General features: G+C 56.9%; 24 protein-coding genes. 11 read left to right on the top strand and 13 right to left on the bottom strand.

All coding sequences use genetic code 11. The features are described 5' to 3' along the window. The first annotated feature begins 2 nt into the window (after positions 1–2). Positions 3–380, top strand: a complete 378-nt coding sequence (locus ABVF61_RS02185) for a DUF1491 family protein (RefSeq protein ID WP_353991888.1) — start codon at positions 3–5, stop codon at positions 378–380. Positions 381–399: 19 nt separating this feature from the next. Here the strand turns inward: ABVF61_RS02185 and ABVF61_RS02180 are convergent, their stop codons facing one another. Beyond that, the gene (locus tag ABVF61_RS02180) at positions 400–1,461 is read right to left on the bottom strand and encodes a DUF2336 domain-containing protein (RefSeq protein ID WP_353991887.1); all 1,062 of its coding nucleotides are present in this window, start codon (positions 1,459–1,461) and stop codon (positions 400–402) included. 569 nt (positions 1,462–2,030) lie between these two features. On the opposite strand from ABVF61_RS02180, the gene ABVF61_RS02175 reads away from it, so the two are divergent. Further along, positions 2,031–2,894 (top strand): hypothetical protein, encoded by an 864-nt coding sequence (locus tag ABVF61_RS02175; RefSeq protein ID WP_353991886.1) that lies wholly within the window; start codon positions 2,031–2,033, stop codon positions 2,892–2,894. A gap of 171 nt (positions 2,895–3,065) precedes the next feature. Continuing rightward, positions 3,066–4,637 carry a tetratricopeptide repeat-containing sulfotransferase family protein gene (locus tag ABVF61_RS02170; RefSeq protein ID WP_353991885.1) on the top strand — a complete coding sequence of 524 codons (1,572 nt, stop codon included), beginning with the start codon at positions 3,066–3,068 and terminating at the stop codon, positions 4,635–4,637. Between the two features lie 31 nt (positions 4,638–4,668). On the opposite strand, the gene ABVF61_RS02165 is transcribed toward ABVF61_RS02170, so the two are convergent. Genes ABVF61_RS02165 through ABVF61_RS02155 form a run of 3 tightly spaced genes read right to left on the bottom strand, consistent with a single transcriptional unit; the run spans position 4,669 to position 8,113 of the window. Then, a complete protein-coding gene (locus ABVF61_RS02165) occupies positions 4,669–5,229 on the bottom strand; it encodes a DUF1254 domain-containing protein (RefSeq protein ID WP_353991884.1) in 561 nt (186 codons plus the stop codon). Further along, complete coding sequence (locus ABVF61_RS02160) at positions 5,226–5,915, bottom strand: DUF1214 domain-containing protein (RefSeq protein WP_353991883.1); 690 nt, start codon at positions 5,913–5,915, stop codon at positions 5,226–5,228. Before ABVF61_RS02160 ends, ABVF61_RS02165 begins: the two co-directional genes overlap by 4 nt. Continuing rightward, positions 5,912–8,113, bottom strand: a complete 2,202-nt coding sequence (locus ABVF61_RS02155) for a transglycosylase domain-containing protein (RefSeq protein ID WP_353991882.1) — start codon at positions 8,111–8,113, stop codon at positions 5,912–5,914. Before ABVF61_RS02155 ends, ABVF61_RS02160 begins: the two co-directional genes overlap by 4 nt. Positions 8,114–8,346: 233 nt before the next feature. Between ABVF61_RS02155 and ABVF61_RS02150 the strand changes: the two genes are divergently transcribed. Next, positions 8,347–8,808 carry a YcgN family cysteine cluster protein gene (locus tag ABVF61_RS02150; RefSeq protein WP_353991881.1) on the top strand — a complete coding sequence of 154 codons (462 nt, stop codon included), beginning with the start codon at positions 8,347–8,349 and terminating at the stop codon, positions 8,806–8,808. Here the strand turns inward: ABVF61_RS02150 and ABVF61_RS02145 are convergent. Beyond that, entirely contained in the window at positions 8,805–9,437 is a 633-nt protein-coding gene (locus tag ABVF61_RS02145) for a TetR/AcrR family transcriptional regulator (RefSeq protein ID WP_353991880.1), read from the bottom strand. The two genes, ABVF61_RS02150 and ABVF61_RS02145, sit on opposite strands and share 4 nt — an antisense overlap. Before the next feature lie 118 nt (positions 9,438–9,555). Here ABVF61_RS02145 and ABVF61_RS02140 point away from each other — a divergent pair, with 118 nt between their 5' ends. Further along, a complete protein-coding gene (locus ABVF61_RS02140; protein ID WP_353991879.1) occupies positions 9,556–10,137 on the top strand; it encodes an NAD(P)H-dependent oxidoreductase in 582 nt (193 codons plus the stop codon). 9 nt (positions 10,138–10,146) lie between these two features. On the opposite strand, the gene ABVF61_RS02135 is transcribed toward ABVF61_RS02140, so the two are convergent. The 4 genes from ABVF61_RS02135 to ABVF61_RS02120 form a co-directional block, all read right to left on the bottom strand. Beyond that, a complete protein-coding gene (locus ABVF61_RS02135; RefSeq protein WP_353991878.1) occupies positions 10,147–11,634 on the bottom strand; it encodes an MltF family protein in 1,488 nt (495 codons plus the stop codon). Positions 11,635–11,725: 91 nt separating this feature from the next. Further along, on the bottom strand, positions 11,726–12,241 hold the full coding sequence (locus tag ABVF61_RS02130) for a DUF3833 family protein (protein WP_353991877.1): 516 nt from the start codon (positions 12,239–12,241) through the stop codon (positions 11,726–11,728). Between the two features lie 64 nt (positions 12,242–12,305). Continuing rightward, positions 12,306–13,310 carry a P1 family peptidase gene (locus ABVF61_RS02125; protein ID WP_353991876.1) on the bottom strand — a complete coding sequence of 335 codons (1,005 nt, stop codon included), beginning with the start codon at positions 13,308–13,310 and terminating at the stop codon, positions 12,306–12,308. Positions 13,311–13,360: 50 nt separating this feature from the next. After that, the gene (locus tag ABVF61_RS02120) at positions 13,361–13,879 is read right to left on the bottom strand and encodes a flavin reductase (RefSeq protein ID WP_353991875.1); all 519 of its coding nucleotides are present in this window, start codon (positions 13,877–13,879) and stop codon (positions 13,361–13,363) included. Between the two features lie 211 nt (positions 13,880–14,090). Between ABVF61_RS02120 and ABVF61_RS02115 the strand changes: the two genes are divergently transcribed. Then, positions 14,091–15,194: a branched-chain amino acid ABC transporter substrate-binding protein gene (locus tag ABVF61_RS02115; RefSeq protein WP_353991874.1), complete on the top strand. Its 1,104-nt coding sequence runs from the start codon at positions 14,091–14,093 to the stop codon at positions 15,192–15,194. A gap of 86 nt (positions 15,195–15,280) precedes the next feature. On the opposite strand, the gene ABVF61_RS02110 is transcribed toward ABVF61_RS02115, so the two are convergent. After that, complete coding sequence (locus ABVF61_RS02110; RefSeq protein WP_353991873.1) at positions 15,281–15,874, bottom strand: YceI family protein; 594 nt, start codon at positions 15,872–15,874, stop codon at positions 15,281–15,283. 321 nt (positions 15,875–16,195) lie between these two features. Between ABVF61_RS02110 and ABVF61_RS02105 the strand changes: the two genes are divergently transcribed. From ABVF61_RS02105 to ABVF61_RS02095, 3 genes are all read left to right on the top strand, one after another. Continuing rightward, complete coding sequence (locus ABVF61_RS02105; protein ID WP_353991872.1) at positions 16,196–16,717, top strand: L,D-transpeptidase; 522 nt, start codon at positions 16,196–16,198, stop codon at positions 16,715–16,717. A 267-nt stretch (positions 16,718–16,984) separates the two neighbouring features. Then, positions 16,985–17,599, top strand: a complete 615-nt coding sequence (locus ABVF61_RS02100; protein WP_353991871.1) for a protein-methionine-sulfoxide reductase heme-binding subunit MsrQ — start codon at positions 16,985–16,987, stop codon at positions 17,597–17,599. Positions 17,600–17,631: 32 nt separating this feature from the next. Beyond that, entirely contained in the window at positions 17,632–17,937 is a 306-nt protein-coding gene (locus ABVF61_RS02095; RefSeq protein ID WP_353991870.1) for a PepSY domain-containing protein, read from the top strand. A gap of 7 nt (positions 17,938–17,944) precedes the next feature. On the opposite strand, the gene ABVF61_RS02090 is transcribed toward ABVF61_RS02095, so the two are convergent. Together ABVF61_RS02090 and ABVF61_RS02085 are read right to left on the bottom strand one after the other, a co-directional pair. Next, positions 17,945–19,153, bottom strand: a complete 1,209-nt coding sequence (locus ABVF61_RS02090; RefSeq protein WP_353991869.1) for a vWA domain-containing protein — start codon at positions 19,151–19,153, stop codon at positions 17,945–17,947. Positions 19,154–19,311: 158 nt separating this feature from the next. Next, a complete protein-coding gene (locus ABVF61_RS02085; RefSeq protein WP_353991868.1) occupies positions 19,312–20,250 on the bottom strand; it encodes an AAA family ATPase in 939 nt (312 codons plus the stop codon). Positions 20,251–20,416: 166 nt separating this feature from the next. Between ABVF61_RS02085 and ABVF61_RS02080 the strand changes: the two genes are divergently transcribed. Together ABVF61_RS02080 and ABVF61_RS02075 are read left to right on the top strand one after the other, a co-directional pair. Next, positions 20,417–20,764: a c-type cytochrome gene (locus ABVF61_RS02080; RefSeq protein WP_353991867.1), complete on the top strand. Its 348-nt coding sequence runs from the start codon at positions 20,417–20,419 to the stop codon at positions 20,762–20,764. 147 nt (positions 20,765–20,911) lie between these two features. Then, the gene (locus ABVF61_RS02075) at positions 20,912–21,184 is read left to right on the top strand and encodes an usg protein (RefSeq protein WP_353991866.1); all 273 of its coding nucleotides are present in this window, start codon (positions 20,912–20,914) and stop codon (positions 21,182–21,184) included. Between the two features lie 12 nt (positions 21,185–21,196). On the opposite strand, the gene ABVF61_RS02070 is transcribed toward ABVF61_RS02075, so the two are convergent. Then, a complete protein-coding gene (locus ABVF61_RS02070) occupies positions 21,197–21,997 on the bottom strand; it encodes a tRNA1(Val) (adenine(37)-N6)-methyltransferase (RefSeq protein WP_353991865.1) in 801 nt (266 codons plus the stop codon).

Raw genomic sequence — 21,997 nt, 5'->3', positions numbered from 1 at the left:
AAATGAGAGTCACTTCCGAGTTTTTTGTCTCGGCGCTTGTGCGCCGGATTTTCACTGAAGGAGGCTTCGCTGCCATTTCAAGACGCGGAGCTGAAGAAGCTGGCGCTGTTTTTGTGTCGATCGACCGTTTGGACGGATCGTTCGACCTCTATGGCCCGGCTCCGCAGGCGATGTTCAGCGATCAGCCCCTTGGACGCTTGTTCGAGAAAATACTGTCTTCTGTGGATACCACTGACATAAGCCAACGACTGCAAAACGAAGCCCGGATGGATCCCGACTATTGGCTGGTCGAGATCGAGGCACGGGAAGGGGATGCGGGTTTGCCGCTCGCGCAAGACGGCCCCAAGGAAGTGCCCGGAAGCGATCTGTTTCGAACTTGATGCGTTTCGATCACCCGTTTTATGAACGGGCTTTTTGCCGCTGATCCACTCCACGTTTTGCGAAGGTCTTCTTGGCTTGTGTCTTTCTGCCGGCTGCTTCCTGATACTGCGAGGAATACCGCGGCGCGGATTTCTGTGCGCCCTGATCGTGCAGGAGCCATTGCCCGACCAGTGCTTCGGCTGCGCCGTTGCTGAGCGTGCGGTGCATTCGCAAGAGACCGCGCAGGTCGGTCAAAGGCGTATCCTCGCCCAGGAGACGGATCAGGATCGTCGTGGTTTGAAATTCCGGCATCCCCAGTGCTTTGAGGGCAATTGTGAGGCCTTCCCCCTGATCTTTCCGTAGCAAAAGGTTGCAGGTCGATCTTGAAAGGCCGAGCCCCTGGCTGAGCAATGTCGCAAAGCGGTGTTCGTTCTGGCTCATTGCCTCTTCGACCAGGGCTTCCTGGATACGGAGACGGTTTGCTTCGGGTCTTTGAGACATGTTTCCACCTGGTGTCTGCGCCTGTTTGACGAGGCTGGTCATTTCCGCGGCAGCGATTGCCTGCTTTTTCAAAGGCGCCGGCAAATGCAGAAACTGTCCCATCAGGCCGTCGGGATTAAGGGCATCCCGGCCGGCAAGTTCCAGGCCGAGAGAGGCGATGATGTCGCTTCTCCGGCTGAGTTTGGCCTGATGGGTCTTGTTGAGGCTGATGTCCTCGCGTTCGAGCAGTATTTTGACTGCACTTGCTTCACCGTGGTCGCACAAGGCACTGATGACCGATTCGCGAAGGGAAGGACGGCTTGCAACCGCCTTTCTGGAAATCTCCGGACCACGCTCGGCAATCTCAAGCTGGAGATCCACAGAAAGGCGGGGACTGTTACGAAGGGCCGGAGCCGCTGTCAGAGGGTCTTCATCGCGCGCCAGCTGTTCGTGCAGATCATCCGGTATTTTGGGATGTCCGGCGAGCAACCTGGATATCTGGCGGCGATCCTCCGCTGGGGTGCTTTGGAGCAGATTGCGCGCGAGTTCCAAAAAAATGCCTGTTTCTTCAATGTCATGCTTCTGACGCCCGACGAAAATCTCGGACGCGGACAACAACACATGCCGCGCCGAAGCAGAACTTGGGCGCGTACGAGAAGCGTTCGTCGTTTGAGGCTTTTTTAGTTTAAATTTTTGGCTCTGTTGCATGACACCCGACTACAAGACACGAAACACAGATCGACCGTCGAAAGTTGTTTCCTTCAAATTGCAGCAAAAGCGTTAGCATGCTGTTAACCCTGACGGCTTCTTAATGAACCTGTAGGAAGTAATGCGTCGCCCGTTTGACCGTTTCCGCTTGGTAATACGCCGTTCAGGAAACTGGAACCGAAGGAGGAGACGATGGGCACTTTGTTGGATTTTTCGTCCGCACCACGGCCCAGTGCACGTGTGAGCCAGCGCTCAAAATCGCACGAACAGTCAAGCACAGACAGTTTTGGGGAAGTTATCCTCTTCCCAGGTGTCCGTTATGAGCGGCATGACCTTGATCTTGCCGCGCGAATCAACACCATCGGAAGAGCTGCTGGACCCGCTGGTTCCGACAAGGACTGACGGTCCAAGCCCTCCAGCCGCACCGGACGGGTCCGATCCTCCGGTTTTGAACCAGAGTATGCGGTCTGGAGACACGCCCGATGGGCAATGACAATGCGGTAAAGGGGCGGGCATCCTCGCACAGGAGGTGGGGCGCACAGACGAAGCGAAGTCTTTCGCTTGCCGTTTTGATGGCCGCTTGTCTCGCTCTTTCGGCCTGCGTTCGTCCGACAGGCGATTTCGATCGGGCCAGGCCATCTGTCATTCACGACGACCTTATGCCCGCGGTTGGAGAGAATGCCGCGCGCCTGCGCGGTGATCCGGTTTCCAAATTCAACTACACGAACGATGAAAAGCTGCTTCGCGATCGTGGCTGGACACTTATCCGTCCGCCCTGGGCCAAGGATTGGATCGGCGGGACGATCGTCGAGCTTTCGCGCACGCGCGTCCTGCCGGAAACGGAAGGGCGGGTTCCGCCCGACCTTTATCTCATTTACCTGCGGTCCGACAGATTTCGCTCTTCCGATGCGCGCTATGACAAGATTGCCGCGGACGCAACCGGTGATGCGGAACTGGTCATGCCTTTCTGTGAGGTCGCTCTGCGAGTCCAGAAGGCTGATGATGAGCGGCTGAGGGTTCTTCGCAATCAACCCGTGACGACGCAGGAAACCTACGATGGGGCGAAAGCGCGTGTTTGGGAAAACCGAGTCATGGTCAAATGGGTTGGACAGGCGCTGCGGTACCGGATCATCGCCTACAAGAAGGCGCTGAAGGGACTGGAGATCGAGACCCCGAGCCAGGACAGAGTGTGGAAGGTCAACAACGCCATCCGCGAACTTGAGGGACAGGTGCGGCTAGCGGAGGCCAGCTGTGAGGCCAACAGTCGCTACGGTCAGGAAAAGCCCGCCAAAAGGTCCAGGATCTACACGGGCTGGAGCATTGAACGGCCTCCGGTGAAGAAATAGCCATCGTAGAAAACGTGGTCTCACTGGCTTAGCGTCTGGCGAGCAATTCCATTGCACTTTTGCCGGCACGGCATTATTGCAGGGAAAACGGACACGGACGGTTTCGAAGACCATCAACAGTTTGAGAACAGCAATCTGGTCCGAGCCTATGCCAATTTGTCAGGAGCCTACATGAACCCGGGTGTGACGCAGCTTGTACAGGAAGCGCTCAGTCATCAGCACGCAGGGCGCATTCCAATCGCACTGGATTTGTTCGAACAAGTGCTGCGGCTTGATCCGCGCAACCCACAGGCCAACTTTTCGCTCGGCATCGCGGCATATCAGGAAGGCAACATCGGACTTGCTATTGAACGGCTGCAGATAGCCGCTCGCAAGGCAGGCAAGCATCCGCAGGTCCATCAGCTTCTCGGCATAGCGCTCATGAATGCCGGCGATGTTGATGGTGCGCAGGCCTCTTTGAAAAAAGCGGTGTCACTTGCGCCGAAAGAGGCCGATTTTCATGCGCAGCTCGGTGATTTGTATCGCATAAAGCGGCAAGCCGTTATGTCGCGTCAAAGCTACCAAAGGGCGCTGAAACTCGATCCGGAAAACGGGTACGGACTTGTTGGAATGGGCCAGCTCGAGATTACGGTCGGTAATATCGACGAGGCGATTGGCTGGTTCGAAAAGGCCATTGAATGCAAGAAAGAGATGCCGACAGCATTTCAATGCCTGAGCCTTGCCCGTTCTTTCAAGGAAAAGCCTGCTGAACTTGACCAGATCGAAGCTCTCATAAGCGACGGCACGCCGCGTCCGGGGCCGGATCAGGCCAATCTGCATTGGGCAGCCGGAAAGATTTATAACGATATTGGCGATACGCCGCGCGGGCTCGACCATTACCAGGCAGCGCGAAAGCTGCACTATCCGCCGTTTGATCCGAGTGCCTATGAGGAGCGCATTGCCTTTACGAAGGAAGTTTTCAACGAAGACTTCTTCGCAAGTCACAAGGACGTCGCGGACACGTCCGAAAAGCCGGTTTTCATCTTCGGCCTGCCGAGATCCGGCACAACCCTGATCGAACAGATTGTGAGCTGCCATTCACGGGCGGCAAGCGGCGGCGAGGTTCAGTTTTTCAGGCATCTGCAGGAAGAAATGGGCCTGAAAGGGCAACCGAGCGCGGCGCTTGAAAGCCGTCTCAAGAACATAGAACCGAAGGAGTTCAAACGGATTGCCCGTAAATACCTGTCGGTTCTGGACAACGTTGACCGACGCGCCGACCGTGTAACGGACAAGATGCCGCACAATTACGAGATGGTCTGGCTGATGAGCCTTCTTTTTCCGAAGGCGACATTCATTCACTGTTCCAGATCAGCTGCCGACACGTGCATATCTTTGCTGTCGCATCCTCTTTCCCCGGCGCATAACTACGCCCTGACGCAAGACACGGTCGGCAGGTACTACCGGACATATGCTTCGTTGATGGAGCATTGGCAAAAGGTGGCTCCGGTCGATATTCACACGCTGACCTATGAAGCTTTAGTCGACAATCAGCGTGCTGAAAGCGAAACGCTGCTGTCACATGCGGGCCTTGCGTGGGAAGACGCCTGTCTTGAGTTTTACAAAAGCGAAAGCCCCGTCACGACGTTCTCCAATACGCAGGTCCGCCGCCCGATATTCCGTTCTTCGCTCGGACGCTGGCAGGGCAAGGAAGCGCATTATCAGGATCTGTTTGACGCGCTCGGCCCCTTCGCGCCTCAGGCCTGACAAAGGGGCCAGAGCTCAGAACTCGTGAATGTCAGCCGATGGTTCCGCAGGTCGCCGACTTGAGTGCGAGATCGATGGCATTTGCCTTTGAAGGGTGGGGAACATGTGCCCTCAAAAGGGCAAAGCCACTTATCTCTTCGGTTTCGATGACAATGAGATCTTCCAGGTTTTCCGGCGGATTCTCTCTAAGGATCGACAGTTGCGATGGCGTCAGGACCAGCATGGACAAGCGATCGGCACCCGCCGTGCGGTTGTTCAGGCTGTAGAGGGTTTCGCCGGCTGAATTGAACAGGCCGATGGACCAGAAGGACGTCGGAATGCCCGCGTCAAACAGGACGGGGCCGTCGACAAGCTGAAACCTGCAGGCCGCGTGTTTCATTGACGGATCGAGATCCGGCAGGGCCTCCTGCTGCGGCCTTACATCCGGTAACAGGTTGAATTGCCTGTCTGGCCCATATTCGGAGATGTTGTCGTAGGCGCTGTGCTGCACGTTCAGCGGGACACCGAAGACCACAAGCACATGGATAATGACCGCGAGAAAGACGGTTGCACAGGCGCCAAGTGTCATCGAGAAACGCGGAGACAGCGTCATGGGCATCCCTGTCTTTCAATGCCGGGCAGCTGGATACCGTCAAGCGCGGCGCCTGTGGTCACGGGCGCATCGTAAAGACGCAATACGAAACGCAGCCCATCGCTTGCATTCGCTGCTGACGCCAGGGGGAGCCAGTTTCCAGAATGTGGTTTGCTGGCAGCGCTGATTGCAAAGCTTCCATCCGGATTTCGAAGCAGGCTCTGGCTGTCAAGATGAACGCGGCCTGGCATTGTTTGGACAAGGCGGCCATCACCGTCCGTCACGGTCAGCGTCCACAGCCGTGCAGCAGGGGTCTGCCCTGAAATCCTGTAGACACATGTCGGGTCCAGAAGGTGCCCGGCGCTGTCCTCTCGCGCGACGAGCGCCAGTCCTTCTCCGGAAGCCAGCGGCACGACCGCTCCACGGGTGTAAATCGCCACTGAATAGGGATCTGCTTCGGCGGTTCCTGCTTTCGGGTAGGCTTGCCACGGGCCGATCGTGACCGCATTGAGCGGTTGTTCGCGTTCGATCATTACATATGCGGAACTAATGCCGAGAAGCGATGCGAGACCGACTATGATTGACAGGAAAACCAGGGTTCTGAAAGGTCGGGTTTTGTGCGGGCGAATGGCCAGGGGCAAGTCCTGAACGTGCCAATCTGCCTCGCCATATCGTATCTCGGCCGGCTGTCCGGGTGATCCGGTCATTGGGCGGCCGCAAAGTCGGTCTGCGCGGGATCGTCAGACGTGTCCAGCTTTGCGTTTTCCTTCTCGATCAACTGCCGCAGGTCTCTGCCGATCCGCAGCAGCAACCCTTGGGTCCGGCGTTTCAAAACCCGTGGCTGGGAGAAAACGGTTGTTTTTTCGGCAACCTTTGTTGTCGATGGCTTTGACAGACGCGGCAGCGTCTCGGGATCGACCCCTGGCATGCCGGCGAGCTCAATGCCGTTATGGGCATAATTCATATAGAGCTGCCATGTCATTGCAGGCAGACTTCCGCCCGTGACGCGGCGTGTCGAGGTGAAATCGTCGTTGCCAACCCAGACGGCCGTCGAAAAGTTTCCGGTATAGCCAACGAACCAGGCGTCGCGATAGGCGTTGGTCGTTCCTGTCTTTCCGGCAGCAACGACACCGTCAATTCTGGCGCGCCTGGCGGTCCCGGCCTCCACTACATTGACGAGGATCCCGTTCATCATGTGGACCTGCTCTTCAGGCAGTACCCGCTTTGGTGTGGAAGCTTCGTCCCGCTCACGCCTGTAGAGCAGTTTGCCATCGCTGTTGCGCACTTCCAGTATCGCATAGGCGGGTGCAGAAAACCCGCCGTTTGCGAAGGTTGCATAGGAAGACGCCATGTCTATCGCCGTGACTTCCGACGATCCGATCGGCAGAGAGATCGAGTTTTCAAGTTCGTGGGTCAGGCCCATCGCGTACGCGGTATCAATGATTTTCTGGCGCCCGAAATCGAGCGAAAGGCGGACCGGGATGGTGTTGATGGATTTGGTCAATGCCGTCCTGAGCGTCACCGGTCCACGGTAGCTGCGGGTATAGTTTTTCGGGGACCAGTCACCGATCCAGACCGGACGATCGGGAACAATGCTCTCAGGCGTGTAGCCGTTGAGAAACGCCGTCATGTAGACGAACGGCTTGAACGACGAACCGGGTTGGCGGAGTGCGTTGACGGCTCTGTTGAATTGGCTTGCGCCGTAAGAGCGCCCGCCCACCATGGCCACCACACCACCGTCCGGGATCATCGAGACAAGCGCAGCCTCACTGGCGTCGCGCAGCTTGCCGTTGTCGCGCAGAATGGTTTCAACAGCGAGATCAGCCTGACGCTGCAGAGCAGGGTCGAGCGTCGTGCGCACCGTCACGATACGGTCGCGTGCAAGGGCAGGATTGCGTCTCGCAAGCTTCTTGACCTCATCAAGAGCCCAATCAAGAAAATACTCGGGTAACTGCTCCTGGGACCTGTCCACGGCAAGTGCCGGATTGCGCCGCGCACCAATTACCTGGCCCTCGGTCAGGAGTTCCGCCTGAACCATGTTCGTGAGCACTTCGTTCGCTCTTGCGCGGGCCGCCGGCAGGTTGATGTGCGGGGCATATTTTCCAGGTGCCTTGTAGAGGCCGGCGAGCATGGCGCTTTCTGCAAGCGTCAACTCACGCACGTTCTTGTTGAAATAAAACTCCGACGCTGCCGTCACCCCGAACACGCCGCCGCCCATATAGGCACGGTCGAGATAGAGTTTCAGGATTTCCTGCTTGGTGAGATTGGCTTCAAGCCAGAGCGCCAGGTACGCCTCCTTGATCTTGCGGCTGAGGCTGCGCTCGTTGGTGAGGAACAGGTTCTTGGCAAGCTGCTGCGTTATGGACGAGCCGCCCTGGACGACGCCTCCGGCACGGGCGTTTTCAACCATGGCACGGAAAGTCCCGACGGCATCGATGCCGAAGTGAAAGAAGAAACGGCGGTCTTCTGTTGCCAGCGTTGCTTTTATGAGCGAGTCGGGAATTTCCTCCAAAGGAACGCTGTCGTTGAGCACGATCCCTCTTCGACCAATTTCCTTGCCAAACCTGTCCTGGAAGGTGACGGCGAAGTCATCAGTGGTTTTCCAGTCCGCATATCGGGTCGCCTCGAACGCCGGCTGTGCAAAGGCGAGCACGACAATGAAGCCCAAAAGACCGAATGTCAGTCCATCTGAGGACAATTCGCTCAGTCCGCGCCAAATGCCTTTTGCCCGAAATCGGCGCAAAAAAGCGTCGTAGCCTTCGATCGTCCGGCGCAGTGCCGATCCGGTCTTCCAAAGAGCCGTGTCGACAAAGGCGTCCGCCGACAGAAAGAAGCGCCGGATACGATGGGTTTTGCGTGGCGCTTCGTCACCAGCGTTTCGGTTCGATTTTGGCCCTTTTGTCACGCTTACAGCGTCTCCGGATGCGGTCTATTTCATTCAAATTAACCCGATTTGCATCAACTGAAAACAGGCCGTTGCCGGCTTTGCTGGTTCCTCCCAATTTATTGATATGCCGCGGGAAAGCTGAAACCGAGCGATCACACGACGCTGGTTGCCGCGCAGACGTCTCCGTGGTACGCGCTCATTCCGGACAGAAACGGGTGCCAAGAGGCACAAAACCGGCAACAGGTATGCAAATGGACGAGCGTCCGTTCTGGAAGACAAAGTCGCTGGAAGAGATGTCGCCGTCAGAGTGGGAATCGCTCTGTGACGGCTGCGCACGCTGTTGTTTGAACAAGCTGGAAGACTGGGATACGGGCGAAATCGTCTGGACCAGGGTCGCCTGCACATTGCTGGACGATCAAAGTTGCCGCTGCAAGGACTATGACAACAGGGCGGCGACTGTGCCCGACTGTATTCAGCTCACACCTGCAGAAGTCCGGACACTCACCTGGCTACCGCCAACCTGCGCCTATCGCCTGGTGCGGGAAGGGCAGGATCTTTACTGGTGGCATCCACTGGTGTCAGGTGACAGCGAAACCGTGCATCAGGCCGGGATTTCGGTTCGGGGACGGACGGTTCCTGAAGACGGCATGCCGCTGGAAGACTATGAACAGCACGTGGTGATGTGGCCGGGCGAAGCGCCTGAAGAGAGCTAGGCAGTTAGCGCCCCCGGGGCGAGTACAAACGCCTCAACGTGACGGCGAAGCCTGGTTTCAAGCGCATTGCGATCGGTCAGTTGGTGGCTCTTCAACAGAATTGCGCCGTGGATCATGAAAGCGATTAATCCGTCGACCATCTCCACCGGCGTGCGGTCGCGGCGCAGTGCCGGTGTTATCACGTCTGAACTCTGCCAGAGATCAAGAAAGCCCGCGAGATCTGCATCGAGCGCGTCCAGCGTTTCGACGAATTCAGTTGCACAATTCGGCTTGGTGACGCCGATATTGTCGAGAAACAGCCGTAAAATTGTCGGGCTGTCTGTAATCACGTCAATCAGCGCCATCATGTTCCGGAGCAGCTGTCCGACCGGATCCTCAAGACCTGCGACTGGTGGGGCATCTTCTGCCGCGATCGTGCGCAGTGCGTTCAGTCGATCCAGAAGCACGTGGGACAGCAGGCCGTCCATGTCTCCATAGTGCGAGAAAACGGTTCCCTTCGCGACGCCGGCTTCTGCCGCCACCGCTTCGGCCGTGACCAGCTCCAATCCGTGTTTCTTGCTTAGGTCCCGCGCTGCTTTCAGGACCCTTGCGCGTGTCTCGATGCTGCGTTGCTGGGGTTTTCGCGACATGTACCCTCATAAAAATTGACCATGGTCAATAATTCTTGACTTCCGAGCATACTTGAGCAAAAAAGTGACCGTGGTCAATTTTATTTGGCAGTTTTCTATTTCACAGGCGAACAGACCCATGACACGAATACTCATACTTGATGGACATCCCGCGAAGGGTTCCTTTTGCAGTGCGCTGGCGGAGCGGTATTTGCGTGAGGCAGAGCGAGCGGGGCATGAGGTGCGCAGCCGGCACCTTTCCGAAATGGACTTTAATCCGGACTACGGCACGTCTGATTTCGACGGCGGTCCGCAGCTTGAGCCGGACCTTGAAAATATCTGGCACGATATTGTCTGGTGCGAGCATATCGTGATCGTGCATCCGCTCTGGTGGGGCGGACACCCTGCCAAGCTGAAGGGGCTGTTTGATCGGGTGCTGCTTTCCGGAAAGGCCTTCAAGTACGTGCCTGGAAAGACCATTCCGGAAAAACTGCTCAAGGGCCGTAGTGCACAGGTTCTTGTGACCGCGGATACTCCAGGCTGGATTTTTCGCTGGATCTACGGATCAGGCATCAGAAAGCAGACGGAAAAACAGATCCTTGCCTTTTGCGGCTTCAAGCCGAAGGGGTATCATGTGTTCTCGCCCATTCACGGTTCCAACGATACCGATCGTGAGCAAATGCTGACGAGGGCAGGGCAGCTCGCTCTTAAGGCCGCCTGACGTTGCAGATCAATCGGTTCCCGCTGCTTCTTTGGCGGCGGCCCCGGCTTTCTGGTGTTTCCGGTCGTTATGAAACACCACATAATACTGGTAGATGTTGCCGACATATTCGATCGGCTGGCGCCCGATCTGCGCTGCGACGATCCATTCCACATTTCCAAACCACTTGTCCGGATCGTACCCCTGCTTTTTGGCTTGGTCGCGCAGCCTCTCGAAACGGCTTGGGCCTGCGTTGTAAGCAGCCAGCGCAAAGAAGGTCTGATCGGCCTGGTCTTTGTCGAGGTCAGCGAAATACTGATTGGCAATGAAACGAAGATATTTGACGCCTGCATGCACGTTCTTATCCGGGTCTGCGGCGATGCCCGTGATGTTGATCGGATTTCCCTCCGCGGTCGAAGGTTTGATCTGCATGAGACCGACCGCGCCGGCCCCGCTGCGCGCCGTTGGGTCAAATTTCGATTCCTGAAAGCTTTGTGCGGCGATCAGCAGCCAGTCGAAATCATATTCATCGGCGTATTTGCGAAACAAACTGGTGAATTTCTGAAGTTCCGCCTCGTAGTCGTCGTCGCGCATGTTCCGCAGATAGTCGGCTTCCTGGAGATATTTCTTGAACACCAGATTGCCGATCAGCGTGCCCTTCTTGACGGTCTTGGCAAAAGCGTCGATTTCCTTGAGAAGGTCGGGTGCGTTGGGGCGCACGGCGACTGCCATTTGCCCGTCTGTGCGCACGGCTGCAGCCGGGTGCAACATCAGACCGCTCAAGACATCCTGCCAGAGTTCTGCCTTGTGCTGATCCACGATTGTCATCGGCACTTTGCCCGCGGATACCAGCTCCAGAATATCTTCATCTTCCATCCAGGCATCGGCGAGCTCAATTTCGATGGTTTTCTTGCCCGCGCGTGCCAGTTTTCGGTTCAGGTTTTCCAGGCTCTGATAGTAGGAGGCCGATTTGCGGACGTAGACCTTGTGCCCGGAAAGGTCCAATGGCGACTTCATTTGAGGCACATCGTTCGTGGTAACAGGAACTTCGTGCACGTCCTTCAGGAGTGGTGCGGAGAAACCAACCAGTTTTTTGCGCTCATCCGTGATCGTAAGGTTGCCGAGCGCTATGTCTCCGCGGGACTCAGCAAGACGGGTGAAGAGTTTCTCGCGCGGGGTCGGGATCAGCACGACTTCGAAGTCTATCGTCTTTTTTTGGGTTTTTGCGAGATGCTTCTCCAGTTCCATTGCAAGGTCGACTGAAACACCTCGTTGAACACCTTTGTCTATGAAATAGCCTGTCTTCGAAAATGGGATCAGTACCCGCAAAAACCCGCGCTCCAGGATCGCATCGAAGTCACCTTGGAATGGGCGGGTTAATGTATCTTCGAGAGTGTTTGCCAGTTTATCTTGCGTTTCATCTGCCCGAAGGCTGCCGCTGTCCAGCTGAAAGATGCAGCAAATCCCGATAAAAAAACAAAGAAAAAGGTTTTTGTAGTCAGAAATATCTACCTTCATGTTCGCCTCTGAAGATGAAAATATCAGCTTCAATTTAGGCGGAAGTGACTTTCTTGTTCAAGCACTCGGATGTTTAATTCATTCCGTAGAGTTATTTCGTGAAAGTCAGATCCACGGTCCCGATGGTGAATCCGGCTTTCATGACCCTGGCCGTGTTGCGGACCGTTCTTTTGTCAACCTGGGTCAACGTGTCGTCGAATTTGAGCAACAAAGGACCGTTTTCCGTCTCCAGCTCGGCGACGTAGGAAAATCTGAGAGCGCCGTTGCTGTCGGTTTTCACATTGGTCGGCGCGATCACGTCGGCTCTCTGGCCGATATAGCGGCCGTCAGCAACCTTTTGGAAGAACCAGGTTTTGGTGTCCTTTTCGCCGTCCTCATAGACGAAGTCTTCGCGCAGGCGCAACGTGAATGTGCGCGCGTTCCATGTGCCGGTCAGATAGACTGTAAACGGGCGATAGACACCCGCGATCTTGCTTTCAAAAACGCCCTTTCCAACCGTTTTGCCACGGAAGAATTCCTCAAGCACCAGCTGCTTGGCAGCAGCGGTTGCAGGGGACAGGCCAAGCACGAGGAGGGTTATGATGAAAGCTATTCGGAAGCGCTGCATTTGCGAGAAACCTTCAGCCGGTTGATCTGACCCGAATACGGTTTCACGTCGGCTTCAGATCTGCCTAAGGCCCGAATTTCTGTTGCCAGGTCGGAACGGGATCCTCCTCGGCGGGCGTGGCATTGTAGATTCCCCGCGCGATTGCGCGGGCCAGGCAGGACGCAGAGGCAGCGCCCAGGCGCACCATGTCCTCCAGGCCGTTTTCCAGATTGCGTTGTCCCGTGGAGAGTGCAAAAACCAGATCGCCATCCAGCGGGGTGTGGGCGGGCCACAGGGCCCGGGCCAACCCGTCATGCGCCATGACGGCCAGCCTTTTGGCTTCGCCTTTGGTCAAAACTGCATCGGTTGCTACGGCGGCAATCGTCGTATTTGCCCCGGCCTTCAACGCGTCGAGTTTGGTGCGCACATCAACAGCATCCTGGGGGAAGGGGACGGCCATTCCGCGCCCGCCGAATTCGTCCCCGACCTCAAAGGGGGCTGCCCAAAAGTGGGCACTGTCCCCAATAGTGGCACGGCCGAGTGCGTTTACCGCGACAATCGCGCCGACGGTTATGCCGTTGTCGAGTTTTTGTGAGGCGGAGCCAAGGCCGCCTTTCAGATTTGCCGTTGTTGCGCCTGTGCCGGCACCAACAGACCCAAGCGCGAAATCGTACGCGACCGCATCCAGGGCAGAACGGCCGAGATCCCGGTAAGGGGCAGCCTGGCCCCAGCTCTTGTCGCCACCATTCAGAAGATCGAACAGGATCGCGGTCGGAACGATCGGGACGCGCACGGGACCAACTGCGAAGCCGTATCCCAGATCGGCGAGGCGTCCTTGAACACCTGCGCCTGCATCCAGGCCAAACGCCGAACCGCCGGCCAGCACGATGGCGTCAATCTTTTCGACGGTTTGTTCGGGTTCCAGAAGCGCAATTTCCCGCGTTCCCGGCGCGCCGCCATGTATGGCCACCGATGCGACCGCGGGCTCTTCCGGAAGAAGAACGGTTGCGCCCGATTTCAGGTCTTTGTCAGATGCATTGCCGATCTTGAGACCTGGGACATCCGTGATGAGATTGCGGGCACTGGACATATGGTAAGATTCCGGGAAAGACGCGCATTGCCAGTTTGGGCTTTAGCTTCTCAGGTGTCGAGGCTTTTGTAGCCGCGCCGGACATAAAGAAGCGATTTGCCAGGGTCCGTCATGCGCAGGTCGACAACCGTTCCAACGATGATCGAGTGTGTGCCCATTTCCGTCACGGAGAAGATTTCACAATCGACACTCAGCCGGGCACTGTCGAGTGCCGGACAGCCGGTCGCGAGATTGGTCCACGCGCTTTTGTTAAAGCGCTCCGCCATTTCCAGCTTGTCCCGCCCGGCAAAGGTGTCCGAGATCTCCTGGTGATCATCGCTCAACGTGTTCAGACAAAAACACCTGTTTTGCAGAACCGCGTCATGCATGCGCGTTTGCCGGTTGAGACAGATCAGGATGCTTGCGGGGTCGTCGCTTACGGAACATGCAGCGGAAACCGTTGCCCCCAGCTTGCCTGCCTTACCGTCGGTCGTGACCACATGCACCGCCGCCGCGATGCGGCTCATCGCCTCACGGAAACTCTGCGGTTCGAGCGGCAGCCGGCCCTGCTCAGAAACGGGTTGTGACATGGCTTCTGCTCCTTGCGCGGGCGGCGGAATCAAATGACATCCTGTATGTGGCGGGAGTTTAGACACCTGCCTATGCCTTGCCTACAGAAAATAGGCCATGAATATCCGACGGACAGGCGTCTGCCGGCGCTCAATTTGTTTGCCCGGATTGAGATTTCCGCCGTTGAACGATAGGGATGGGCATGTGTTTTTGGATGCCGTGGAGTGCCCTATGACCTTTCGCCATTTTACAGTCGGCGTTGCGCTATGCGCCGGCGGTCTTTTTGCGTGCCCGGCACAGGCGGACATTCCGATCGCCATCGCGGGGCCGATGGAGGGGCAGTTTCGGGATCTGGGTGCGCAAATGCTCGCCGGTGCGGAACTGGCGGTTGCGGATGTCAATGCCGCGGGCGGTGTCAACGGCGAAATGCTCAAACTCGAGGTCGCAGATGACGGTTGCGATGCCGACAGAGCCGTCGCGGTCGCGAACCAGCTCATAGGCAAGAATGTTGTTTTCGTCGCCGGGCATTTCTGCTTCAACGCATCTATCCCTGCAAGCGAAGTCTACGCAGATGCAGGGATCGTCCAGATTTCGCCGGCAACCACATTGCCGAAATACACCGACGAGCGCCCGGGACCGGGCGTCTTCCGGCTTGCGCCGCGGGATGACCAGCAAGCCCGGGTGGCCGGTGAGTTTCTGGCCGAAAACCATGCAGGAGACAGGATTGCAATCCTGCACGACAAGACAGCTTATGGAAAAGGACTGACCGACGCCGTCAAAACGGTCCTGAACGGTCTCGGCAAAACCGAGAGCATATCGCTGGGCTTCGACGCCGGTGAGGGCGACTACCGTTACCTGGTTTCGCAACTGGGTTTGGAGAATGTCGGTGTTGTCTATCTCGGCGGCTATCACCCGGAGGCAGGTTTGATCAAGCTTGAGATGGATCGCCAGAGGCTCGATGCGGTGCTTGTATCGGGCGATGCGCTCATGACCGACGAATATATTTCCGTCGCTGGTCCCGCCGGCAACGGCACTTTGTTGACTTATCCGATCGACCCGCGCGATATCGCTCAGAGCGCAGCGGTGATCAAGCAGCTTGAAGAGGCAGAGAAACCTGCTGACCGATACGCGCTTGCGACCTATGCTGCCGTTCAAGCCTGGGCCCAGGCTGCGCGCGTTGCCGGAAGTACCTCGCCTGAGGCGGTTGCAGATGCTCTTTCGACGGGGACATTCGAGACAGTTCTGGGAGCTCTTGAATTCAACGAAAACGGTGACAGCAATCTGCCGGGTTTTGTGATTTACGAATGGCGCGATGGGGCTCCGAGATTGAAGTGAACAGCGTCCGCTTTCTCAAAGGCCAAAAAACAAAGAGCACGCCACCCAGCGGTGTGCGTGCACTCTTTGCAATCAGTTGGGGACGATCAGCCGCGACGGCCTGATCCGCTGATTTTGATGTTCACCTTGTCGGCATAGATCGGCAGTCCGGCATCCATGCCGTAAAGGGAGCGGAAGAAGCCACCTGAAACCTCGAAACCGACGCGGCCATTGCCCTGATTGCCGGTAATGGTTACGGCCAGTTTGGTGCGTTGTTTTTTACCGCGCAGGGACAGAACGCCCTCGACTTCGGCCGAATACTTGCCGGTAATGCGGATCCGGGTGCTCTGGAACTTCGCAGTCGGGTATTTGGCGACATTGAACATGGCGGAGCTTTTCAGAAAGCCGGTGACCTTGTCGTTGTTGGTGCTCACGCTGCCAAGATCGATCGTAACGTTGACACGGCTTTTGTCCGGCCGGTTCTGGTCAAGGATCATCTTTCCGGAAACCTTGTTGAAAGCGCCCGTGACCGGGCGGCCACCAAGGACGCGAACGGAAAAACCGGTGTCGATGTTGGACGGCGAAAGCGTATAGGTGCCGGAAATGGAGCCGGCGGCCGCAGGAACCGTCAACGAGAACAACATGCCGAGGCCAGCACACGCTGCCAACAGGCCGGAGAGTTTGGATCGAATGGATAGCATTTCAAAATTCCTCTTAAAGATCTCAGGGACACCCGGCTGATGGAAACGCTCGATTTAACTGGTCGGCGTTGTTCCGATGGCCGTGGACCTTCCGAAGTATCGGTGCTTGAGGCTCTGAACCACAGTGACGACCGTCACAGGAAAAGTGCCAGATGCATTTGCTCTACGGCGCGCGAGGTCCCTTAGCTCTCCACCTGCAGTGAATGTGATCCAGTGTGATGAGCTGTTTCGCGTGTTAACCTTTCGGTAAGAAAATAGTGGCCGCAGCCTTCTTTCAAGGGAGCTCACGCGGTATTTTCCCCGCAAAACCGGGGAAGTTTCATGCGTTCAGGATCCCGTTTCACAATTGTCTCTTTGCTGCTCGCGCTTGGCTTTGCTCTCAGCGTTCAAACCCCGGCTTCGGCGGCTGAACTTGTCGGCTTCTCCGACCACAGGTTTCGCCCGGGCACAATTGTCATCAGAAATTCGGAAAAACGGCTCTATCTGGTTCTGCGTGGAAATCGCGCAATTCGCTACAAGGTTGCGGTGGGCAAGTCACGCAAGGCCTGGACGGGGCACGCGCAGATCACCGCGAAATATATCAGTCCCGCCTGGTCGCCGTCACCTGAAGTGCGACGGGATTTTCCGCATCTGCCGGATGTTATCGCGGGTGGAGCCCCCAACAATCCGATGGGAGCGGCCGCGATGACGCTCTCCAACGGCAATTTTGCCATCCACGGCACCAACAGGCCGGGGTCCATCGGGCGCGCCGTTTCCTACGGCTGCATCCGCATGGCCAATAACGACATCAAGGACCTGTTTCAAAGGGTCGGCATCAGGACGCAGGTCGTGGCGCTGCCATAGATGCTGCCAATCAGGTCCAGAGACAGCATGCCGCATTTAGTTTCGAAAGTTTGAAACTAGTATGAATGACGGGTCCTCTCCGGCCCAGCGAAAGATCCCGCCGGTTTCGCGTGCCCCAACGCGGCGCCGGTGGGATTTTTGCTTCTTCCGTGCGCACCCTGTTACATCTTGCGACAAATCAGGCCCCTCCCAGGGATAGGTTTGCGACAGATGCCCGGTATCGTTCAGTTGACTTAGGGTAGAGTCAACGGACGGCGGGATTGGGCAATGGGTATCTTGAATTTAGTGAATTCCAGGGCTTTCATCTGGGCGCTTCTGGCGTTGCCGTCGATACCGATGATGTTGGCGCTAACCAGTGGAACAGCTTCGGAAGACGGACGCCCGGCAACCGAATTCCTGCTCCATCCGACCGGCGAGTTCGCCGCAAGGTTCATGATCATATCCATGATCATCTCACCGTTCCGGCTGATGTTTCCGAAGAACAAATTCTGGTTCTGGATGCTTCGACGCCGGCGTTATTTTGGCGTTGCCGCCTTTGCCTACGCCGCCGCCCATACCGTTCTTTATCTTTTCGACATGGGCTCGCTGCAGGCGATACTCGGAGAATTCTGGGCGCTGGGCATCTGGACGGGATGGCTCGCCTTTTTCATCTTCGTTCCGATGGCGCTTACGTCAAACGATGCGTCCATGAGGCTGCTCGGCCGTCGCTGGAAGCCCTTGCAGCGTCTTGTCTATCTGGCCGCTGTCGCGACGCTGCTTCACTGGATGTTCGTACATAACGAGTTTGGGCCGGCCCTCGTGCATTTCGTCCCATTGTTGCTTCTGGAAGCTTATCGGATCCAACGGGTTTACCTGACCGAATCTCCATCGGCTGCTGCCTAAGAGATACGCCATCACCACGAAAGGACGACGTCATGAACCTCACACTTCATACTGCAATGTCTTTGCTGATGTGCGTCTTCACGCTACCGGCCTGCGCCACCGGGCTTTATGAGTGTGCGCCAACGGAAAGATCGTCCTGGCTCACCCAGCGGGAGGTGACTGAAAAACTGGTTGGAGAAGGCTGGCAGGTGCGCCGAATGAAAGAAGATGGCGGCTGTTGGGAAGTTTACGGCACAACGCCGGAAGGCCAGCGCGTTGAAGTCTATCTTGACCCCGTGTCGGGTGAGGTGATGCTGATCAATCAGCGCGGCACAATTCTCTTCAGGAAAGAAGGCTGAAGCGACTTCAGATCCACTTTCGCGGATCATTGGCCGGCGATTTCGAGCGCTGGCCGGCAAGAGCGGCAGCCAGATCAGCGACCGCGTCCAGAGAATGCGCGGCGCGAAATTCGTCAACATGCGGCAGCATTGCCCGAATGCCCTTGGCCTTTGCCTCAAAACCTTCGAAACGGAGTAGGGGATTGAGCCAGATCAGGTGCCGGCAGGATCTGTGGAGACGGTCGATCTCCCGCTCCAGATCCTCGTCGGTGTCGCGTTCCAGCCCGTCGGTGATCAGGAGAACCGTCGGCTTCCCGGAAAGAACGCGCCGCGACCAGCGTTTGTTGAATTCGTGAAGTGCCGTCGCAATCCGTGTCCCTCCGGACCAGTCTTCGACGCCTGAAGAACAGGCTTCGAGCGCTTCGTCCGGATCCTTCATGCGCAATTGCCGTGTAACATTTGTAAGTCGTGTTCCGAACAGGAAAGTGTGCACGTCGCGGCGCTCGGCGATAAGGCCGTGAAGGAAATGCAAAAGCAGGCGCGAGTACTGGCTCATGGAGCCTGAAATGTCGCAGAGGGCAACCAGAGGCGGGCGCTTTTCAGCCGGTTTGCGGAATTTGAGGTCGATTATGTCACCACCAGCGCGCATCGAAGCGCGTAAGGTTCTGCGCGGGTCAATCCGGCCACGCGGTGCATGGGTAAGACGCCGGAGCCGAATCTTGTCCATGGGCAGGGCCATTGTCCGCAGCGCCAGCTTTGCTTCTGTGATTTCTTCTGCTGTCATCTGCGCAAAGTCCTTGCTTTGCAACAGCTCCTTGCCGGAGACCGTGAACTTTGCGTCGATTTCAATTTCCGGAACGGTCTCTTCCGCAACCCGTTCCTTGGCTGCCTGAAACGCCTGGGAAACTCGGGTCTGTCCGGCTTTCGGCTTCTCCGGTGCGCCTCTGGGCGGGGCAACCGGCGAGAGTATGGAGAGCATCTTTTCGATCAAACCCCGGCTTTGCCAGTAAACCCGGAACGCCTCGTCGAACAGGATCTTGTGCTCGCGCTTGCGGACAAAAACCGCATGGAGCGTCCAGTAAAGGTCGTCGCGGTTCTCTATTCCTGACACCTCGACCGCATTCACCGCGTCGACCACGGACGCGGGTCCGACAGGCACACCGGCCTTGCGCAGCGTCCGAGCGAAATAGACAATGTTGTCGGTTATCCTGGAGCGAACTTCAGCAGGAGGCTGCAAAGGTACCTCCCGGGTGCGGTTCGGACGACGGCCAATGGCCTACCCGTAACGCCAACGTTACCCGACTGACGGGAGACCGGGGCAAATGCCGGGGGCTTCCTCCGTCTGTCCATGTCAGGGAGCTGGTGCAGAACATCCGCATCGAGACGATCACGTCCTCAGACCGCCGGCATGGGCTGGGCCTGGGGAACGTCTTTTCGGATTTCGTCGATCATGTGCCTCACTTTCGAGCCGCGCACACGTTCGATGTCATCCTGATATTTCAAGAGAACTCCAAGCGTGTCCGACGCGAGATCGGGGTCGAGCGCTATTTCGTTCAGCTCGGAAAGAGCGGTTGCCCAATCAAGTGTTTCGGCAACGCCGGGCTGCTTGAACAAGTCCTCATCGGCCCGGAGCTTCTGCACGAAAGCAACGACCTCGTGTGCCAGCCGTTCCGAAGCGCCAGGAACTTTTCGTCTGACGATTTCCAATTCGCGTGCTGCGTCCGGATAATCAACCCAATGGTAAAGGCAGCGCCGCTTCAGGGCGTCGTGTATCTCTCGCGTGCGGTTCGTGGTGATGATAACGATCGGGGGCTCTTGCGCCTTGACGGTGCCGAGTTCGGGGATGGACACCTGGCTGTCCGCAAGAACCTCAAGGAGAAAGGCTTCAAACGCTTCGTCGGCCCGGTCAAGTTCATCAATGAGGAACACTGGTGCGCCGTTCAGGGATGGTTCCAGAGCTTGAAGAACAGGGCGCTTGATCAGGAACCGCTCATCGAAGATCGACTTCGACAAATCGGCATGTTCTGTTTCGCCAGCTGCTTCTGCAACCCGGATTTCAACCATTTGTGCCTGGTAATTCCACTCGTAGACCGCTGAGGCGATGTCCAGTCCTTCGTAGCATTGCAGGCGGATCAAGTCGCGTCCGAGTGTTTCGGACAATACCTTGGCAATCTCGGTCTTTCCGACACCGGCCTCGCCCTCGAGAAACAGCGGCCGTTTCATTTTGAGTGCCAGGTGGAGGACAGTCGCCAGCGACCTGTCCGCGACATATCCCGCCTGATCCATGAGATGAAGCGTATCGTCGATCGATGCGGGAAGGGGGGGCGATGTCATATATCCTCCAGGCGTTCAGCAGTCCGCATATAATATAGGCAGCTCGGCGGTCAGGTCAGCCCGGACCAAAGTAGACCGGGGGCTGGACCCACGTGATAGCCCTAATGGGAATGAGCGCGTCAACCATCTATAAAGCGGGATCATGATTCAAGGGAGACATAAAGCCTTGGCGAATCTCAAAAAAGGACTCGCGATCGCACTACTCGCCGTTTGGACAGGTTCGGCCAACGCATCTGACGGCGCTTATCCAACCGATCCGGCGAGCGTGGCGACAGGTCTTGAACTGGCGCAGATTCATTGCGCAATGTGTCACGCGGTCGGGGCCTCGGATTCCAGCGCACAGGAGGGAGCGCCCGCGTTTCGCGAACTTTCGAAATTATATCCTTTGGAAAGTCTCGAGGAGCCATTGGCGGAAGGGATCGTAACCGCGCATGAAAACATGCCGGAATTTGCCTTCGAACCAGATGACATCGACGCCTTTTTGGGATACCTGACCACTATCCAGACGCAGTAAGTCTTCTATTTCGAATGCGGACGTGGTATTAGCAGCCACCTGAGAGTGCTGCTAAAGTTCTGTTTGTAAACAGGAATTATCAAAAAGTCGGATTTGGTTAACCGGTGATCCGTGACACTCTTTTCTTGCGGCAAAGAAAGGATTGGCATGAACACCAGCTCAGGCTTTGAAAAACGCTTCTTTGGGTATGGTTTGTTGACGGCGGAGATTCTCTACAGACTGCCCGATCATCCAAAGTTTCTGCAGAGCTTTCTCTGGCAGACGGAAGACCTGGCACCACAATTTCCCGAACTGACCAAGTTTCTTGAATTCTGGGAACGGGAAATCGAGGGGCGGATTCACTCAGTGCGGGTGGCACATCAGAATCTGATCGACCCGGTCGATTTCAGATATGTCGACGGGGAAATCCTGGTTCACTGACAAGAGCCGGTTTCAGCGCGTCAAAAGATCCAGGCCTTTGCCGTCGCGCATGACACTTCTCGACTGGTCGGTAAAGTTTGAACCCGCACCTTCGTGAAGGACAAACCCGGGCATCAGCCTCATGGGGGCCTTGCTTGCCCGAATGCCGCGGACAAGGACGCGCGTCGCCGCAGCATCGGGGCGCGGACGCAATGGGATAACGTCGATCGACCCGAAACGGCCCCGAAGAACGCTCAGGAGTTCCTGCAGGCCATCAGCCCGGAAAATGATCGTGAGGCTGCCGCCTTCCTTGACGATATCTGTGGCGGTTTTCACCCAGGGTTCAAGGCCACGCTCATCGAGCATATGCGCGCCGGCCCGCGCCGTGTTTGGCGACGCGCGAAATCTTTCGGCTTCATAGTAGGGCGGGTTCATGATCGCATGATCCGCCATCGACGGCATCAGGCCGTTTGCATGACGAACGCGACCCTTTGCCGTGACATCGGCATGCAACAGACTGACACGGTCTCTGAAGTTGATATTCTCGGGATCGTCGAGTGCTTTTTGCGCCAGTGCCAGGACCATTTCATCGATTTCAACCAGCGTTACGGTCGCGCCGGGCAGGCGGGTGGCAGCACAAAACCCCGCTGTTCCGACACCCGCGCCGAGATCGACGATGTGTCCGGACGTGCCATCGGGTAGAGCGGCAGCCAGATAGACTGCATCAAGACCTGCGCGATGTCTTCCTTTCTTCGGTTGATAGACATGAACCTGTCCACCCAGAAACGCGTCGCGCGTTATTTCATCCTGTCCGCCGGATTGCGTCCCGCTCAT

Source organism: Roseibium sp. HPY-6, assembly GCF_040530035.1.
Taxonomy (GTDB): Bacteria; Pseudomonadota; Alphaproteobacteria; order Rhizobiales; family Stappiaceae; genus Roseibium.
This window is presented reverse-complemented; position numbering and strand designations above follow the sequence as displayed.

Bases quoted from the DNA above. Each gene is read 5' to 3' on its own strand.
- ABVF61_RS02185 (WP_353991888.1), top strand. From the start codon at position 3: ATGAGAGTCACTTCCGAGTTTTTTGTCTCGGCGCTTGTGCGCCGGATT.
- ABVF61_RS02175 (WP_353991886.1), top strand. From the start codon at position 2,031: ATGGGCAATGACAATGCGGTAAAGGGGCGGGCATCCTCGCACAGGAGG.
- ABVF61_RS02170 (WP_353991885.1), top strand. From the start codon at position 3,066: ATGAACCCGGGTGTGACGCAGCTTGTACAGGAAGCGCTCAGTCATCAG.
- ABVF61_RS02165 (WP_353991884.1), bottom strand. From the start codon at position 5,229: ATGACGCTGTCTCCGCGTTTCTCGATGACACTTGGCGCCTGTGCAACC.
- ABVF61_RS02160 (WP_353991883.1), bottom strand. From the start codon at position 5,915: ATGACCGGATCACCCGGACAGCCGGCCGAGATACGATATGGCGAGGCA.
- ABVF61_RS02150 (WP_353991881.1), top strand. From the start codon at position 8,347: ATGGACGAGCGTCCGTTCTGGAAGACAAAGTCGCTGGAAGAGATGTCG.
- ABVF61_RS02145 (WP_353991880.1), bottom strand. From the start codon at position 9,437: ATGTCGCGAAAACCCCAGCAACGCAGCATCGAGACACGCGCAAGGGTC.
- ABVF61_RS02140 (WP_353991879.1), top strand. From the start codon at position 9,556: ATGACACGAATACTCATACTTGATGGACATCCCGCGAAGGGTTCCTTT.
- ABVF61_RS02135 (WP_353991878.1), bottom strand. From the start codon at position 11,634: ATGAAGGTAGATATTTCTGACTACAAAAACCTTTTTCTTTGTTTTTTT.
- ABVF61_RS02130 (WP_353991877.1), bottom strand. From the start codon at position 12,241: ATGCAGCGCTTCCGAATAGCTTTCATCATAACCCTCCTCGTGCTTGGC.
- ABVF61_RS02125 (WP_353991876.1), bottom strand. From the start codon at position 13,310: ATGTCCAGTGCCCGCAATCTCATCACGGATGTCCCAGGTCTCAAGATC.
- ABVF61_RS02120 (WP_353991875.1), bottom strand. From the start codon at position 13,879: ATGTCACAACCCGTTTCTGAGCAGGGCCGGCTGCCGCTCGAACCGCAG.
- ABVF61_RS02115 (WP_353991874.1), top strand. From the start codon at position 14,091: ATGACCTTTCGCCATTTTACAGTCGGCGTTGCGCTATGCGCCGGCGGT.
- ABVF61_RS02110 (WP_353991873.1), bottom strand. From the start codon at position 15,874: ATGCTATCCATTCGATCCAAACTCTCCGGCCTGTTGGCAGCGTGTGCT.
- ABVF61_RS02105 (WP_353991872.1), top strand. From the start codon at position 16,196: ATGCGTTCAGGATCCCGTTTCACAATTGTCTCTTTGCTGCTCGCGCTT.
- ABVF61_RS02100 (WP_353991871.1), top strand. From the start codon at position 16,985: ATGGGTATCTTGAATTTAGTGAATTCCAGGGCTTTCATCTGGGCGCTT.
- ABVF61_RS02095 (WP_353991870.1), top strand. From the start codon at position 17,632: ATGAACCTCACACTTCATACTGCAATGTCTTTGCTGATGTGCGTCTTC.
- ABVF61_RS02085 (WP_353991868.1), bottom strand. From the start codon at position 20,250: ATGACATCGCCCCCCCTTCCCGCATCGATCGACGATACGCTTCATCTC.
- ABVF61_RS02075 (WP_353991866.1), top strand. From the start codon at position 20,912: ATGAACACCAGCTCAGGCTTTGAAAAACGCTTCTTTGGGTATGGTTTG.
- ABVF61_RS02070 (WP_353991865.1), bottom strand. From the start codon at position 21,997: ATGAGCGGGACGCAATCCGGCGGACAGGATGAAATAACGCGCGACGCG.